The 16,581-nt window shown below is 38.9% G+C and carries 13 protein-coding genes, 1 pseudogene and 1 CRISPR repeat array; of the genes and pseudogenes, 6 read left to right on the forward strand and 8 right to left on the reverse strand.

What is annotated here, in order from left to right; genetic code table 11:
- The 4 genes from V7K25_RS16465 to V7K25_RS16480 all read left to right on the forward strand — a co-directional run.
- Positions 1–848: fatty acid desaturase (locus tag V7K25_RS16465; RefSeq protein ID WP_335159623.1), on the forward strand; the 848-nt coding region annotated here is incomplete at its 5' end.
- Between the two features lie 486 nt (positions 849–1,334).
- On the forward strand, positions 1,335–2,030 hold the full coding sequence (locus V7K25_RS16470) for a LabA-like NYN domain-containing protein (RefSeq protein ID WP_335159624.1): 696 nt from the start codon (positions 1,335–1,337) through the stop codon (positions 2,028–2,030).
- Between the two features lie 371 nt (positions 2,031–2,401).
- Positions 2,402–3,112, forward strand: coding sequence for a response regulator transcription factor (locus V7K25_RS16475; protein WP_335159625.1), 711 nt, complete (start codon positions 2,402–2,404; stop codon positions 3,110–3,112).
- A 5-nt stretch (positions 3,113–3,117) separates the two neighbouring features.
- Positions 3,118–4,206: a sensor histidine kinase gene (locus V7K25_RS16480; RefSeq protein WP_335159626.1), complete on the forward strand. Its 1,089-nt coding sequence runs from the start codon at positions 3,118–3,120 to the stop codon at positions 4,204–4,206.
- Between the two features lie 323 nt (positions 4,207–4,529).
- On the opposite strand, the gene V7K25_RS16485 is transcribed toward V7K25_RS16480, so the two are convergent.
- From V7K25_RS16485 to V7K25_RS16500, 4 genes are all read right to left on the reverse strand, one after another.
- Positions 4,530–5,048: an O-methyltransferase gene (locus tag V7K25_RS16485; RefSeq protein ID WP_335159633.1), complete on the reverse strand. Its 519-nt coding sequence runs from the start codon at positions 5,046–5,048 to the stop codon at positions 4,530–4,532.
- On the reverse strand, positions 4,930–5,187 hold the full coding sequence (locus tag V7K25_RS16490; RefSeq protein ID WP_335159634.1) for a hypothetical protein: 258 nt from the start codon (positions 5,185–5,187) through the stop codon (positions 4,930–4,932). The genes V7K25_RS16485 and V7K25_RS16490 overlap by 119 nt, the downstream gene beginning before the upstream one ends.
- 57 nt (positions 5,188–5,244) lie before the next feature.
- The gene (locus tag V7K25_RS16495; protein ID WP_335159627.1) at positions 5,245–6,120 is read right to left on the reverse strand and encodes an NAD(P)-dependent oxidoreductase; all 876 of its coding nucleotides are present in this window, start codon (positions 6,118–6,120) and stop codon (positions 5,245–5,247) included.
- 181 nt (positions 6,121–6,301) lie between these two features.
- Positions 6,302–7,510: a CRISPR direct-repeat array (repeat unit 37 nt; unit sequence GTTTCAATCCCTAATAGGGATTTTAATAAATTGCAAT).
- 309 nt (positions 7,511–7,819) lie between these two features.
- The gene (locus tag V7K25_RS16500; protein WP_335159628.1) at positions 7,820–9,328 is read right to left on the reverse strand and encodes a BamA/TamA family outer membrane protein; all 1,509 of its coding nucleotides are present in this window, start codon (positions 9,326–9,328) and stop codon (positions 7,820–7,822) included.
- 65 nt (positions 9,329–9,393) lie between these two features.
- Here V7K25_RS16500 and V7K25_RS16505 point away from each other — a divergent pair, with 65 nt between their 5' ends.
- Positions 9,394–9,585, forward strand: coding sequence for a hypothetical protein (locus V7K25_RS16505; RefSeq protein ID WP_335159629.1), 192 nt, complete (start codon positions 9,394–9,396; stop codon positions 9,583–9,585).
- A gap of 48 nt (positions 9,586–9,633) precedes the next feature.
- Here V7K25_RS16505 and V7K25_RS16510 read toward each other — a convergent pair whose 3' ends face one another.
- The 3 genes from V7K25_RS16510 to V7K25_RS16520 all read right to left on the reverse strand — a co-directional run bounded on the left by V7K25_RS16510 (position 9,634) and on the right by V7K25_RS16520 (position 15,280).
- A complete protein-coding gene (locus V7K25_RS16510) occupies positions 9,634–11,307 on the reverse strand; it encodes an O-linked N-acetylglucosamine transferase, SPINDLY family protein (protein ID WP_335159630.1) in 1,674 nt (557 codons plus the stop codon).
- Positions 11,304–14,774 carry an FkbM family methyltransferase gene (locus tag V7K25_RS16515; RefSeq protein WP_335159631.1) on the reverse strand — a complete coding sequence of 1,157 codons (3,471 nt, stop codon included), beginning with the start codon at positions 14,772–14,774 and terminating at the stop codon, positions 11,304–11,306. Before V7K25_RS16515 ends, V7K25_RS16510 begins: the two co-directional genes overlap by 4 nt.
- A gap of 107 nt (positions 14,775–14,881) precedes the next feature.
- A complete protein-coding gene (locus V7K25_RS16520) occupies positions 14,882–15,280 on the reverse strand; it encodes a tetratricopeptide repeat protein (protein ID WP_335159632.1) in 399 nt (132 codons plus the stop codon).
- An 841-nt stretch (positions 15,281–16,121) separates the two neighbouring features.
- Between V7K25_RS16520 and V7K25_RS16525 the strand changes: the two genes are divergently transcribed.
- Complete coding sequence (locus V7K25_RS16525) at positions 16,122–16,340, forward strand: DUF4327 family protein (RefSeq protein WP_012407469.1); 219 nt, start codon at positions 16,122–16,124, stop codon at positions 16,338–16,340.
- Between the two features lie 109 nt (positions 16,341–16,449).
- On the opposite strand, the pseudogene V7K25_RS16530 reads toward V7K25_RS16525, so the two are convergent.
- Positions 16,450–16,581, reverse strand: a pseudogene (locus V7K25_RS16530) (serine/threonine protein kinase); the annotation flags it as partial.

Below are 16,581 nucleotides of genomic sequence, written 5' to 3' on the forward strand. Positions count from 1 at the left end.
TAATGCAAGGAACGATGTTTTGGGCTTTGTTTGTAGTCGGACATGACTGCGGACACCAATCTTTTTCTAAGCATAAATGGCTCAATGATTTGATTGGACATCTTTCTCACACACCAATACTTGTTCCTTATCATGGTTGGCGGATTAGTCACAGAACTCATCACAAAAATACTGGCAATATTGATAATGATGAAAGCTGGTATCCTGTAAGCGAATCACAATATAAGGAGATGCCTTTAGCCCAAAAGATAGGCAGATATTATGTTTTTCTCTTGGCTTATCCTGTGTATTTGTTTAAGCGTTCTCCTAATAAAGAAGGCTCCCACTTTTTACCCAGCAGTTCGCTTTTCAAACCATCGGAAAAATGGGATGTCATCACTAGTACTGTACTTTTGATTGGTATGGTAGGTTTGCTAGGTTTCCTCACCTACCAATGGGGTTGGATGTGGTTGCTGAAATATTATGCAGTGCCTTACCTTGTGTTCATAGTTTGGCTAGATTTGGTAACATTCTTGCACCACACTGAGGCAGAGCTTCCCTGGTATCGTGGAGAAGATTGGACTTTCCTCAAAGGCGCAATTTCTAGTATTGACCGTGATTATGGTTTGGTTAATCATATCCATCACGATATCGGTACTCATGTTGCTCACCATATATTCCTTAACATCCCTCATTACAATTTGCTGAGGGCAACTGAGGCAATAAAACCAGTGATGGGTGAATATTTCCACAAATCGGAAGAACCAATTTGGAAGTCAGTATGGAATTCATGTATCAACTGCCATTTTGTCCCTGATACTGGTAGTAAGGTTTACTACACATCCAACAATAAGTTAGCTAAAGATTAAGATTCAGACTCCCGGCTTCTTTAAAGAAGTCGGGAATATTGTATTTTCGTCAATGCTTTCTGACCATTGAGCATTTAGCACTGCCTGATTTGAATAAATTTTTAGTAAAGTATTAAAGATTACTTAAATACTTTACTAAAACTTACCTTTTGAGGGGCGTTGGCGTAGCCCGCCGCAGGCATCGCATATTACATTATTAGTTATTCTAACTCTGGCAGTATTTGACTATCCTTAGCCTGCGGTAAATTTCAACTTCCTAGCTGTAAAATAAAATATAGATAAATGATGCTCGCCGATTCTAGGGCAGATCGCAACCTTTGTGCTAGACGCTCTCTCTTGCTTGTGCAGCAGACACCAGTTAAGTTTATCTAGATGTAGTGACTTAAGATCATTACCTGCTAAGGTTATAAATCAGCACAGACTAGACTATATATAGTATAGACAATTTACCCAAAACTCTTTCCAACTTTAAAATCAGAGGTATCAATGATTATAACTAATTTTAGCAAACAAAGAAATGAATTTAAGGAACCTAAAGTACTCAAAGCTAAACCACATTGGCAAGGGCAAAATTTGAGCGATACTCCTGTTAAAAGTAAAGATACCAAGACGGAAGATACAGCACCTGATAGTTCGATTTTAAATAACTTGAATCGTGGTCGAGTTGCTATTTTTATTGATGGCTTAAGCCTATTTCATACAGCTTTACAACTCGGTATAGAAATTGACTACGTTAAATTGCTTTGTCATTTAACTAACGGTTCAAGACTATTACGTGCGTTCTTTTATACTGGGGTTGATATCACTAATGAAAAGCAACAGGGCTTTTTATTGTGGATGCGTCGTAATGGTTATCGTGTAGTAGCTAAAGATATCGCGCAACCAGCCGAAAATTTCAAAAAATCAAATCTGAACGTAGAAATTGCTGTAGACATGATAACTTTAGCTCCTTATTATGATACTGCGGTTTTAGTTAGTGGCGATGGGGATCTAGCCTATGCTGTGAACGCCGTCAGCAGAATGGGGGTTCGGGTAGAAGTGGTGAGTCTACAAAATACCACTAGTGAAAGCTTGATTGATGTTGCTGATTGCTTCATTGACCTTGATAGTATTAAGGCATACATTCAAAAAGATTCTAATGTTGGCTATAGTTATCGCACGCCGTCAAATTCAAACATTTAAAACTGTATTGCAAATCTATCGAAATTTATACTGAGTTATTAGAAGTCTGTAGAAGTTTTAAAGGTAGGTAAACTTCTGCCACAGTATACTAGTACAATGTTTAAGCTAATTTTGCTGGCTTGTAGTAAGCACAAAGCTTGCTTAGAGGATAAGGAAGGACTAAAGTACTACGAACTTACTTAAACATCAATTAAGCTTGACAGATTACTAGTGTTCTGTCCGATTAATTTTGATGGGTTCGTAGTAAGCACTTCAGTGCTTCAAAATCTAAGACTAAAGTCCTTACTACGAACTGTTTCATATCTCATAACTAATGCGATAAACCACTAGTTTCCAGTTCTATTTACGTATTTTGCTTGGCCCTAATTGAAATGGATATTTTAATAGTTGAAGATGAACCAGAAATTGCTCATTTAATCGAACTCTCTTTAGAAAAAGAAGGATTTTTTTGTCGCACTAGCCGCGATGGCATGAATGCTTTGCGGATGTTTCAGGAGCAACCACCTGATTTAATCATTCTAGATTTAATGATTCCTGGTTTAGATGGGTTGGAAATTTGTGCTAGAATTCGCCAAAAACCAGGTGCAAAAGATCCTTACATTTTAATGCTCACGGCTAAGGGTGAGGAAATCGATCGCGTCATTGGTCTATCTACTGGTGCTGACGATTACATGGTCAAACCCTTTAGCCCCAGAGAGTTAGTAGCTAGGGTGCGGGCACTACTGCGGCGTAGCCTCCGCCAAGGGGGACAGCATCAAGTCAATCGTACCCAACACTTTATTGTCGATGTAGACCAGCGCACTGCTAGTCGTCAGATGGATTCTCAGGAAGTTGAAGTTTTAGACTTAACTACCCTAGAATTTAACTTGCTAACTACCTTTGTCAGCAATCCTGGTCGAGTTTGGAATCGCACTCAACTAATTGATAAACTTTGGGGAGATAACTTTTTTGGCGATGAACGAGTTGTGGATACTCATGTAGCTCGGTTGCGAAAAAAGATTGAGCCTGATTCGGCAAATCCTACTTTTATTAAAACTGTTGTTGGGGTGGGCTATAAATTTGAAGATCCTCTGGTAGGGTAAATCTTATGAAAATAGGGCTGAGAACGCGCCTATTTCTCTCCCACTTAGTAGTAATGCTTGTGGGGGTAGCTAGTCTAGTGAGCATCAGCAAAATCTCTTCCCCCCGCTTGTTTGTACTACATTTGGAACGATTAGAAAATCAGGGGTTTGACTTAATCGATGTTCGGACTGAATTGGTTACAGGATTTGAACTTGCTTGGCAGCGAAGTACTATTTGGTCAGTCTTAGTCGGCACCACCGCCGCCGGAGGATTAAGTTACTGGGTATCCAGACGGATTATGCAGAGGTTGACCGAGATGGAACAAATCACCCAAAAATTTGCTGCTGGTCAGATGGATGCACGACTACCGATGTCTGACATTCCAGAACTTAATGGATTGGGTGCTAGTTTTAACCGGATGGCAGCCAGTTTAGAAGGGGTAGAAGCGCGGCGGCGAGAAGTGATTGGAGACATGACCCATGAACTACGGACTCCGTTAACAGTGGTACGCGGTTACTTGGAAGAACTGGCTGATGGGGAAATTGAAGCGTCTCCTGAAATTTATCGGCGTTTAGCTAAAGAAACTAGGCGCTTAGAGCGGTTGGTGAACGATTTACAAGAACTATCTAAGGCAGAAGCGGGTTATTTGCCAATTAATATCCAACGGGTAAATCTGCGTCCGTTGTTAGAGTCATTAGTGGATAAATTTACTGACCAGCTGTTGGAGGATGGGCCAGTTCTGGTATTGCAATGTCCATCTGTGCTGCCTCCTGTATTGGCAGATATTGACCGCACAGAACAGGTGTTGGTTAATTTGCTAGGTAATGCAGTGCGTTACACAAATGAAGGTTCAATTACCATTCGGGTTGGGACTGAAGGATCTCAACTCTGGGTTGCGGTTACAGATACAGGTATTGGTATCGCTCCAGAAAATTTGCTCCATGTGTTTGAGCGCTTTTGGCGAGCTGACCAATCGCGCGATCGCCATTCGGGAGGTACTGGTATTGGTTTAACTATTTCCCGTCGCTTGCTTGAACTACAAGGCGGTCAGATTCAGGTAAAAAGCGAGTTGGGAGTTGGCAGTACGTTTCGGTTTTTTCTACCTTTGGCTTAAGTTAAGGGGGCAGGAGATACAAGAGATTGACATAAGGTAGTCACGGCTGTGTCATACGCAATTGCTAATTTTAAAGTATTCAAAGTCTTTGTCTTTTGATAAATGCCAAGATTTTGGAAGTGCATAGAGTATAGTATTATGTCTACTTTTATTTTGGCTGCTTTTTTGATTAGTTTACTCAGTGCTTCGGGTTACGCTGCGATCGCCTACTTGTTCCCTCAAAATCGTTCCCAAGACTGACCAAATAACAATCTCTTGCTATTCAAGCTTAAAGAGCGATTGCCAAAATTTAGCAATAAATTCACGGTTTTTGGTTTAATGTCTTATTGGTCAGCAGTGACGATCGCGATCGCAAAGCCATCGTATCCTTTGCTGCCCACGGTCTGGATTGCCGTAGCTCTGACGCGTGGCTCAGAGGCGAGTAGTTCGTTGAAGCGACGCACCCCTTGGACGCTAGGATCGCTGCTGGTAGCATCAATCACCGCTCCGTTACGCACAACATTATCGGCAATGATTAGGCTACCGCTACGGGAAAGCTTAAGCGCCCATGTGAAGTAATCTGGATTGTTTGGCTTGTCGGCGTCAATGAAGATTAGGTCAAATGTATGACCCTCGCCGGCAATCTGTGGCAGTGTAGAGAGTGCCTGTCCGAGGCGTAGGTCAACGATATCGGACAGACCCGCGTGGGCGATGTTTGTGTGGGCGACTTTTGCGTGCTTTGGGTCAGCCTCCAGCGTAATCAAACGGCCGTTGCTGGGTAACGCCCGCGCCAGCCAAATAGTACTGTAGCCGCCCAGCGTGCCAATCTCCAGAATGGTTCGCGCCCCTTGAATTTGTGCCAACAGCAGCAGCAGCTTGCCCTGGTTTGGCGAAACGTTGTGTGGTGGCAGTCCGGCTGCCGCGCTGGTCTGGAGCGCCGCATCCAGCGCGGGGTCGGGCGGCACAAGCAAATCGGTAAAGTAATGATCGACCGCAGTCCATTGCTCTTGAGACATAGATTCTCGCTTTTTACTCTATCTATAAAATAATTACTCAAGATTAGGTGTCAGATATTGCTTCATTGGAGAGGATTGTAATGATTTCATCCAATGGACGAGCGCGATCGCATTCTTCTGGTGTTTCTTTACCCAAGGAGGTTTCTTTTACCAAGCGGTAAACGTCGGCTGCGCCGTAAAAAATGCTCTCAGTCAGACCTAACTCTTTAAAAGTTTCTGCAATCTCTTCCATTTCTCCTATCCAACGATGTGCTTTCGGTGTCATCGATGGAATTGAACGGGTTAATATGCTAGCAAGTTCCTGTTGGCTACTAGACACTTCATCCCATAGTTGCTTATCCAAGCCTAAACGATGGGCTGCTATTAGTAATTCTGTGCCGATTGCTGTAAGTCCTTTTGTCAGGGCTGCATAGGTCATTTTCAAACCGGAAGCCTGACCAATTTCATCACCAATCACCCGCACATCCAAGCCATGATCCCGCAGTTGTAGGAGTTGACTGGCCTGTTTTCCCGAAGCATAAATGCGGGTGCGATTAGGAACTCGTGGTGGTGGGCCAATAATTGATGCATCTACAAATGTTCCCCCAACTGATTCAATAAGTTGGCTGATACTGATGACTTTTTGGGGTGCGATCGCATTACAGTCAACATAGAGAATGGGTTTACTAATATTGCTAATCACCTCAGCTACAAGATTCGCTGCTTCGGGGACTAGAACTGACAAGACTACATCAGATTCAATTACTAGTTGCGTGAGGGAACCCACATCTTGAATATTGGCTACGGCTGCTAATTGCCGAGTTCGTTCACTGCGATTGTCTAGAGCAGCAATAGTTTTCAATCCATTTTGATTGAGAACAGCTGCGATCGCTTGTCCCATATCACCTGGACTTAAAATACCAATAGTTTGGATAGGCATGGAAAGTTTTATATTTACTTTGTGGCTGACAAGTTAATTCAGGTAATTGATCTGCCAACAAGATACGATAAATCGATACAAATACCGTATTTAAATCAAACCACGGATAAGCTTAACAAGCAAGCTATCTGCTGAGAGATAGGAAGGAGGCAGGAGTAAAACAGTCTTCATGAACCTATTTGTTTCAATTCCTAATAAGGATTTTAATAAATTGCAATCTTAGTCCTGATTCCCTTCTAGCTATTTTGTGAGCATGTTTCAATCCCTAATAGGGATTTTAATAAATTGCAATCTGCACCACTGGGAGTGTCCGTGCCGTAAAAGTAAGGGTTTCAATCCCTAATAGGGATTTTAATAAATTGCAATTGGATCGTCGCTACGGCATTCGTTAAACTGTTGAAGTTTCAATCCCTAATAGGGATTTTAATAAATTGCAATGCGGTAAATGAAGCTGCACCATCGGCACAATAGCAGCAAGCCCTGTTTCAATCCCTAATAGGGATTTTAATAAATTGCAATTCAGTAATATAGCCTGGTGTTCTTCCTTACGATAAGTTTCAATCCCTAATAGGGATTTTAATAAATTGCAATGCATTTGCGTGAGTCGGCTCCTAGTGGGGGTTTGTTTCAATCCCTAATAGGGATTTTAATAAATTGCAATTGAGGGTTTAAGTTATCTGATAGAGTTGATAAAGTTTCAATCCCTAATAGGGATTTTAATAAATTGCAATGGATCAATGTCAACAATAGAAATGAGCCGTGAAGTTTCAATCCCTAATAGGGATTTTAATAAATTGCAATGTGTTGGTAAAACTATAGCTTCTCTATCCGTTCAGTTTCAATCCCTAATAGGGATTTTAATAAATTGCAATTTTTGAATTAGTTGGGCGCTTACTTGGTTTGAGTTGTTTCAATCCCTAATAGGGATTTTAATAAATTGCAATTTCGTAAGCATCTACTTGCTCCATAAAGTATCTGTGAGTTTCAATCCCTAATAGGGATTTTAATAAATTGCAATGGTTTATCACCCCTGGAAGCTTTTAGATGCTTCTTGTTTCAATCCCTAATAGGGATTTTAATAAATTGCAATCTTTGGTAGTTAAAAGTTTCAAGCTATTTAGTCAGTTTCAATCCCTAATAGGGATTTTAATAAATTGCAATAATTTGTGCCAATGCCTGAGATTGAAAACTGCTCAGTTTCAATCCCTAATAGGGATTTTAATAAATTGCAATACGGGAAATGAAATATCAACATTAGGATATTCAACAGAAGTAGGTTTCAATCCCTAATAGGGATTTTAATAAATTGCAATTCTGGCGGTTCTGTTCCGGGTTCTAAAATGGTGTGTCCTTGTTTCAATCCCTAATAGGGATTTTAATAAATTGCAATAGCGGGAGCCGGAAACCCAAGCTATATTTAGTTTTCAAGGTGCGGTTGCGCGATTTAAAAACGATCATAGCATTAGAGAATTCCTTTGGAAAGAGTATTAGGAAAGTTTAAAGGCTGAAATTGTGTATTGATAAGCATTTCAGAGGTTGCGCGGATGAGGATTAGGCAACTAATGGTTTGAAAGCCTTACTGGAGTAGGGATAGAAGCACTTTTTGGGAGCTGAGGAATTTGTACACCTACCCTTCCGCGCATTGTTTAGATTGAGAATAACAACACCGGATGCAATACTGCATAGATTTTGCCTAGAGTTAAAATTTCTGCCCTGTAGTAACTTCAAATCTAACTTCTCCTTGGTCGCTAATTCCTAAGTCGCCTCGAATCAGCCCAAAGGATGACTTGAATCGCAATCCTAAGCCGTAACCAAAGCCACTTCCAGGTTTGTTTCGCAGCACTCCTGGTTCTCCTAATACGGTTTCGCTAGACCCGAAATCTGAGGCGAGATCAGTAAAGAGAACTCCTCCGATTGAATGTAAAATTGGAAAACGATATTCAACCGAAGCTAAACCATAACTGCGACCACTGGCAACTTTACCATAACCGTAACCTCTGACAGAATTTAGCCCACCAATATTAAAGGCATCAGCTGGTGGAAAGTCTCCAATAGTCGTACCAATTTGTAAATTAATCGCCAACATTTCTGGATTGTCGGTTAGTTTACCATTCCCTATCCAACTGACTGGTAAATACTGAATATAGTTACCCTGTAGGCGGTTGCTGGAAATATTGCCTAATCCAATGGGAATCGCTTGTTCTGTGCTGAGGGTGAGGATTGATCCTTGAGTCGGATTGTCTCGGCGATCGCGTTGATCTCTGGATACAGCAAATGATACTGTAAATAGATCATCAATGCCAGTACCGCTCACAGATAGGGGACTTCCTAATCTATCGACTTGTACAACGTTATATTCTTGATCGCGTAGGCTAATCCTGGTATAGTTGAGAGCGACTGATGTATCCCATTCATCAAAAGCTCGTAAAAGTGCCACAGAACCGCCAAATCTTCCCTCTCGCACTTTGTTGCCGTTGGACAATCTGATATCTTCGTTGAAGGTTCCCGATATATTTCGACTACGAAAACCTCTAATGCTATAGCCTAAGCGGTTTGGTTCTCCAGGACGATAAGGATTAGTGAATTGACTATTAAACTGGACATCTTTACTGCTGAACTGCACAGTTGTATCTAATTTATCGTTAAGACCGCTAATATTTGCATCTTTGTAACCCACCCGTCCGTATAGGCCAACATCATCGTTACTTCCGCCTCCTAAGATTAGAGAAGGGAAGTCACGCTCTTTGATTTTATAGATGATATTAACGCTAGAAGCATCTTCTTCTCGCTCAACATTTACTTGATTAAATGACTCTAATCTCCTCAATCGTTGCAAGTCTGCTTGAAGTAAATCTTCACGGAATACCTGACCAGGTTTGAGTCTCAGCAAACCAATGATAAAATCTGTTTGAGTTCGCCCTTTGATTGGCTGACCTTTATCATCAAGCAACTCGCCTTTACCATTAACAAAACGAATTTGGATGTTTTTGACAACTTTTTGGGAAAATTCAAGGGTTTGGTTATCTCCTGAAGTTGCTCCTATATAATTACCATATTTGGCATACTCTCTTATATAGATCGTAGCTTCCGGCGTCACAATACCACTAGATTCTTCCTGAGTAGAAGATTGCGAGTCTGCAAGAGCCTCTGGATTTTTCCCACCCACTAACATTACTGCGATCGCAATTACAGTTATTTGAACTCGCATATTGAAAATCCGCTAGTGTTATTAAGTTTACTACCTATAGCGGATCTATTGTGCGTAAGTTCTATATGAACCTTGCTATTGTGTATCCCAACCGGTTGTTTGCGCCAGTATTTAGTATAAACTGTCAGACTGTTTTCAGATTGCGATCGCCTCCGGCGGGCGGTTACGCCATCGCTATTAATAAAGCCCTCAAAGGTTTAGAGGTTGCGCTAAAGTGCTTACTACAAACGATTCAAAAGTTCGTAGTGTTCGCGTAGCGTCTCGTAGAGAAGACTTTAGTCCTCTCTTATTCTGTAATTACGAATTTAAGCACTGAAGTGCTTACTACAAACTTCTTTATAGAAGCTTTCTAAACCTTCGACACAAGCTTTATCATCAAAAAGACGATCGTGATTTTGGCTCATTCTTTCTGCAATAGTGCGTCGCCAAGCCAAATCTAGTCCTAATTTGACAGCAATTTCAATATATTCAGTTTCGTTTTCAGCAATAGTATCTGTCACCCCTAGCATTTTTAAAAAGCTGTCTGAGTGACGACCACGCATAAATTCCCCTGGACAGGTGACAATGGGGAGATTACAAGCGATCGCTTCTAGAGTAGTATTACCACCAGACCAAGTAAATGTATCTAAATAAACGTCTGAAAGTAAGTTAATCATTAGATAGTCTAGCCGCTCTGGAATATTGAGCAATACACAATAATCCTCACTGTTAAGTCCAACAGCAGCAAAAGCACGCTTTAAACGTGGCTCAAGTAAAGTACCACGCAAAAACACAAATTTAGCTTCAGGAAGGCGACAAGCAATTTCCGCAAAAATAAAATCATATTGCGGTAGGTATTTAGAAGGAGCTTGACAGCATAAGTAGATGACTGCATCATCTTCTAATCCAAAATCTGAACGGGTTTTGACAACTGGAGGAATATATGGCTTCGGGTAAGAAACCCCAATGTTGGGTAAGCGAATTAATTTTTCTGAGTAATGTTCTTGGGCATTTTCGGCTTCCATTAACTCGCTAGATAAAAAGTAATCAATTGTGGGTAAGCCAGTTGTTACTGGATGTCCCCAAGCCACACATTGCAAAGGTGCAAGCCGCAGACCGGCCATTTGCATGGTTTGCGCGTCCATACCTATTTCAGGAAAGACTAAAATATGCAATTTATCAGCAATTATCTGTTCACAAACTGCTGATAAGTTATAAGGAATATGATGAAAAATATCGCTGTAATTTTGGAACTGTTGGGTAACGGGATCTGGCTCATTTCCTGTGTAGTAACAGTAAATTTCAAAGTTTTGGCGATCGCAGTAACGTAACCAGCCAGTTAACCACAGTGTGCCACTATAAGAATGCAGGTAATGTGAAGCGTAACCAATACGAATTTTTTGATTAGGCTGAAGCTTAGGCATAGATAAAGAAACTACCCATTGTGGATAGTTAGCTGCCATAATTTCATGTACTAATTTTGCATACTGGCGTTGCAAATCTATATCATTTTGTGCCTGATATGATAAGTAAAAATTTGTGAGGCGACCTATACCTGCTAAAGCACTTTGTTGCTCTTCTTTAGTTTTCAGATATGTTTGCTGAATTAAATTTTGCAGTCCTTGAATAAAGCGCTGGCGATAGAAGTTAATTTCCTCTTGATTTTCGTATATTGATGGAACTGTTAAATATTTGAGAATTTTAAAAGTGTAATCATTCGGTAAGCATTTAGCCGCATTCTCTGCATTTAATATTGCTTCTTGAATACGTCCATTACGCCGCAAGTCGATGATTAATGAAAAATGTAACTTTCCTTCTTGAGGGTAAAGTTTAATTGCTTGCTGGAGAGCCTGAAAATATTCATCTAGAAGGTTTAACTGTCTATAGCAATAACTTAAATTATAATAAATATCTGCATCACCCAATTGAATTTCTAAAAGTTTTTGATATTGAGCGATCGCTTCTGTCCATCTACCCTCACAGAATAATTTATTACTCAAGGAAAAAAAAACTTTTCAGCTTGTGCTTCGCTAAAAAATTCTATATCGTAAGATGTGATAGTTTCTGCTTTTACTTGAATCACCGCGTTTGTATCTTCATATTCCAAAATAATTCTTGCCTGGATACGAGATAGTAAAGCTTCCCATTGAATATCAGCCAAGTTTGCGACTAGAGAAATTTCTAAGCCTTCAGTAATATCTAAATCTTCTTCCACCAAAAGATTCATAACCACACTAGATAAAAACAGTTCAGCATCCTCAACAGCAATATTAGCGGTATTAATAAGTAGGGTAGTTTTTTTACTATCAATATGAGTTGCTACCGCCTTTATTACTGCTTGTAATTCTAAACCAATTAGCTCTTCTGGTTGCGACCAATCTGGGAAAATAATGAAATTGACTTCCTTAAGCTTTAAAGATAAGAGAGTAGCATCAATCAATGCAGAACTTACGGTTTGCGCCATTTTTGTCCATGAGAACTTTTTCGCTTGTGCCAAACCCGCAGTAATTAAAGATTGACGGATACCAGGCTTTTGCACCTCACAAAGCGCATTTGCCAGATCATCCACATCATTATCATTGACATATATTGCTGCATCTCCTGCTACTTCGGGGATTGAAGAATTAGGGCAAGTAATAACAGGACAGCCACAAGCCATAGCTTCTAATATAGGCATTCCAAAACCTTCATATTTAGAAGGATAAACTAACGCCACAGCACCAGAATAAGCTAAGGCTAATTCTTCATCACTTAGTTGGATAAGATGTATAGTGCTACCTAATGTATATGCTCTTAATTCTGTTGCTAACACTCCGCCAATACCTGTACAAATAATATCAAACCCAGAGCTACTAGCTAGTTTTGAAAAGGCTTGGAAGAACAAAATACCATTTTTGTAACCAGTTCCACTACCAACTAACAAAAAGTATGATTTATCAATACCATATTTATATTTAAAATCTTTAATTTCATCTACAGAAGCTGAAGAGAATAGAGAATCTACTCCACAATGAGCCACCGTAATTGATTCTAAGGGTATCTCAGGGAAACAATTATTTAAGTCTTTAGCTGTATTTTCAGAAATTGTAATAAAAGCAGAGGCGTGTTTAATGCCGTTGTGTTTTTCTTGCCACATAGGTTCATTTAAGTTTCCTCCTAATACTTCAGGAATCATGTCATAAGCCATAAATACAGAAAGGGTATTAATGGGGGTAGTGTAGTAAGAAGATATAAATAATTCCGCTTCTTCCTCATCACAAATTTCTTGAAGCATCTGTTTATCAGCTTCGGTATTGTTATAGTCATAGGCGGGAATTGTGCGATAACGAATCCCATTAACTTTAGGTGCAGTATTGGCTCTATCTAAGACTAGGATATGATTAGCAAAATCACTGTTTGACCATTGTTCTAACAGACTTCGCCAAACTCTAGCAATTCCTGTTTTATAGAGTTGGAAAAAGACACCATCAATTAAAATGTTACGACGAGGTAAAGTTTTTGCTTTTTCTTTAGCTAACTCGTAAATTTTGATAGTTTCTTCAATATATTTATCCCAACTAAATTTTTGAGCCTGTTGAACAGATTTGTTAGCTAAAATTTCTCGATATTCGGGTTCACAATATAGCTTAAATATGGCATTACAAAGCCCTATTGCATCATTAGGATCAAGCATAATTCCGGCATCTCCAACAACTTCAGGTAAGGAAGAAGTATTAGACGTTATGACTGGAGTTCCACATTGCATGGCTTCTAATGGTGGTAAGCCAAAACCTTCATATAAAGATACATAAATAAAAGCTAATGCCCCTGAATACAAAGGAGCTAAATCATTATCGGGAAGATAACCAGTAATAATAATTCTGTTTTCTAATTCTTTAACTTTATCTATTTCTGCAAAAATTTCTTCATACTGCCATCCTTTTGTACCTATCAATACCAGATTAAGATCATCAATCTGTTGGTTTTTAATTAATGTCAAAAAAGAACGGATAACATGAGCTATATTTTTTCTTGGCTCTAGGGTTGATAGAGTTAAGATATAAGGTTGCTCTGGTATTTTATATTTTTGTTTCGTTTTGATAATTAATTCTTGATTATCGCAAGGATAAAATTTTTCTTTATCAGCAGCTAACTGTGTAACAAATACTTGCTTTTCATTAAGATTTTGTTGATATTTACAAATATCTCGTTTTGTTGATTCGGAAATACAGCACACAAAATCATTCTTATCTATTTGATCTATACTATTTTTAACCATATGCTCTGAATTATGATTAAAATATTCTGGAAAAAGAATAGGAATTAAATCATAAGCTGTGATAACCCTTGTAGCAAAGTAAATATTATTTGGCAAAGGATAATAAGTAGAGTGATAAATATCTATATTTTGATATTTTAGTTCTGACGAATGAAATAAAGTAAGATTTTCGTATTCAAAGTTTTGATTTATATAAATTTGACAAGCATCAAATAAATCAGGAATACTTGTACATAAATAAACATGACAGTTAGGAGATATTATTAGTCCTTTTAAAAGATACTCTGTTACTCTATAAACTCCTGTTTTAGCAGTTTCAAATATACTTCCTAAACCTAATACAGCAATGTCTAAGGCTAGTTCTATTTGCCCTATATTATTTAAAGCTGACAAATAATCTTGTTTATTTAAAGATTCATATATTGTTTCAGTATGAGGCGTAATTGCTCTTCCAAATTGTGTATTTATCTTATCTTGACTATTTACTTGTATTATTTTCTCTGCTCTTTGTTTTTCGAGCAACCTGTAATTTATATAATTATCTAAAACATTAATAGGAAAAGAGAAAAATTTGGCTAAACCGACTGACTCTTCAGATATATAATAATCATTAATTCCATCAAAGAAAACTTGTTGATAACCTTTTTTGATTAAAAAAACAGGAATATTATTTTCACAGCGAACGTTCGTACCTGGTAAAGTAGTTTCTATTACTAATATTGTTGGTCTAAATTTCTCCCAATTACCACCTAAAAGAACTTCCTCTTCTACTCCTTCAACATCAATTTTAATAAAATCAATTTTCTGATCGACATATTTTTTGCAGATTTCCGCTAAAGTATTAACATAAACAGTATATCGAGAAAGCTCTAAACCTTTCTCTTGGGCAATTCTCTCAGCTATTTCTTTATTTAAAGTAGAGTTTCCGGGTTGTCCTACTACTTGAAAAAACTCTAGCTCACCTTCTGAATTATTTATAGCAATATTCAGATTAATATCTCTTGGACGCTCTTGCTCGAATAATTTATAACATTCTTTGATAGGTTCTATATTTATTCCTGACCATCCAATATCATAAAAAGCTTTGGTTACTGAATCAACAGTTGGATGTAAGGCTCCTATATCAATATAAAACCCCTTTATTTTATCTTTAAATACTCGATTTAGTAAAACATCTTCAAAATTCTGGGCGTATGAAATAAATGTCATTTTTACTAACTTCGCTCCTATGAGTGTTAACAATTTAATCTAGTGAGGATAATTTGGGCTAGTTCGTCTAATTCAACATACCAAGTAAGTTTTTTTGGGTTATTTGTTTAGTGATCGCCCCTGCCCTCTTGCTTCTTAATCTGCTCTAATACAACTTTGTAATCTTGCCGATCGGGGTGCAACTTCACCAGTTTCTCCAAAAGTGTCATCGCACCCTTACCATCCTTCAAGTGCAACCGCACTATAGACAGTTTCTCTAAAGCAAGTTGGTTTTCTGGTTCCCGTTGTAAAATCATCTCGTAGCCCCGTGCCTGTTGCTGTAATTCTGACTCAACAGAAGGAGACGCAGTTACTGGCTTAGGTTGACTAGCCTGTTGTATTGCCGGAATTACTGCAAACACCGTGGAACCAAGAAACGACACTAATGACACTATAGTGACGATTTTTTGTCGCCGCTCAATCTGCTTTTTGCGGGAAATTAAGTATTCATCCCCCGAATCAGTCATGCTTCACACACTTGCTGCGGTAAATACTTAGGTATTAGCAAGCCTCCCGTTATGAGGTTACCCATCTCCCCAAGGAAACTAACATCTTCCCTAGAAATTTTTTACATAAAATTCAAATGCTGACTCTGAAGACAAGGGAACTTTATGGTGAGCTTATGCTGTACCGGCAATTTTGCCATGCGATCGCTCTCCAAGTCTTATTCACTGGGCGGAAAATTAAGATTATATAAAGATTTGCGATTATTCAGCCTAAAGTTAGATGTTTGCGATATCGTAAATAACGTTTAAATAAACATAAACGGTAGATATTTCTACTCAATTGCAAATTTACCTGTCAGTCAAAAACTTTCAAACTAGCCCGTGTCCTATAGTTCTTCAACAAGCACACATATTTTTCGTGATTCAACAAAATAAAATTTTCCAGTTGTCCTCAGTCACACTACATAGTGCAACTTCCCAGGCGACTAATTATTTTGCTCGGCGTCCACAATAGATATCTTACAAAAGGTACTGTTGTACTCTAGTGGTAAAAGGTTACAAGGAAAAAGAAGACGACCAAAGGGACAAGGGGAAACAAAAGTATCCTTATCCTTATCTCCTAAACCTCTGCCCAGATTCCGCAAAAAGTTTAAGGACTGCTTGGTGAATTTAGAGTTTTGTGGTGGTAATTACCGTACAAAAACGAATTTACCAGTAATTTAGTAGAGTTTGTTATGGTATAGTTAAAAAGTTAAGACTAGCTTTACCAAAATTACACCACTCTACGATCCGGCAACAATTGCAGAATGGAAAGCAGTTTTAATTAAGTATTTACCAACAAAATCTGAATTCAATCGAGGTTATGACTCAGCAAGTGATTCACCCAATGGTGAAATTGCAGCGCAATGTGCAATCACTCATAGAATCGAACATTATCAAGCCAAGCGATAGCATCTGGAAAATCGCTTTGCTCTACGGTAATGAATGGCAGCACTGGAAACAGGAACTGCTTGACTTTGGCTTTAGTATGCAAGATCCGGTTAGTGAATTGCTAGCTGTAGAGACTTGGGATGAGGAATAGGGAATAGGGGGAATGAGGGAGATGAGGAGGATGAGGAAGCAGGACAAGAATTCTAATTTCTAACTCCTAATTCCTAACTCCTAACTCCTAACTAGCTAATCCCCACTCTCTAAACTTGGCAACCAGCTAAGGCCGCAGCTAATTCCTTTGCAGTTTGATAGCGATCGCGTGGCAATGGTTCTGTAACGCGATCAATCACATCTCTTAATTGGGAACTAATGGTGGGAACTTTTGCCACATC

The sequence above is a fragment of the Nostoc sp. genome, assembly GCF_036919495.1.
Classification (GTDB): Bacteria; Cyanobacteriota; Cyanobacteriia; order Cyanobacteriales; family Nostocaceae; genus Nostoc.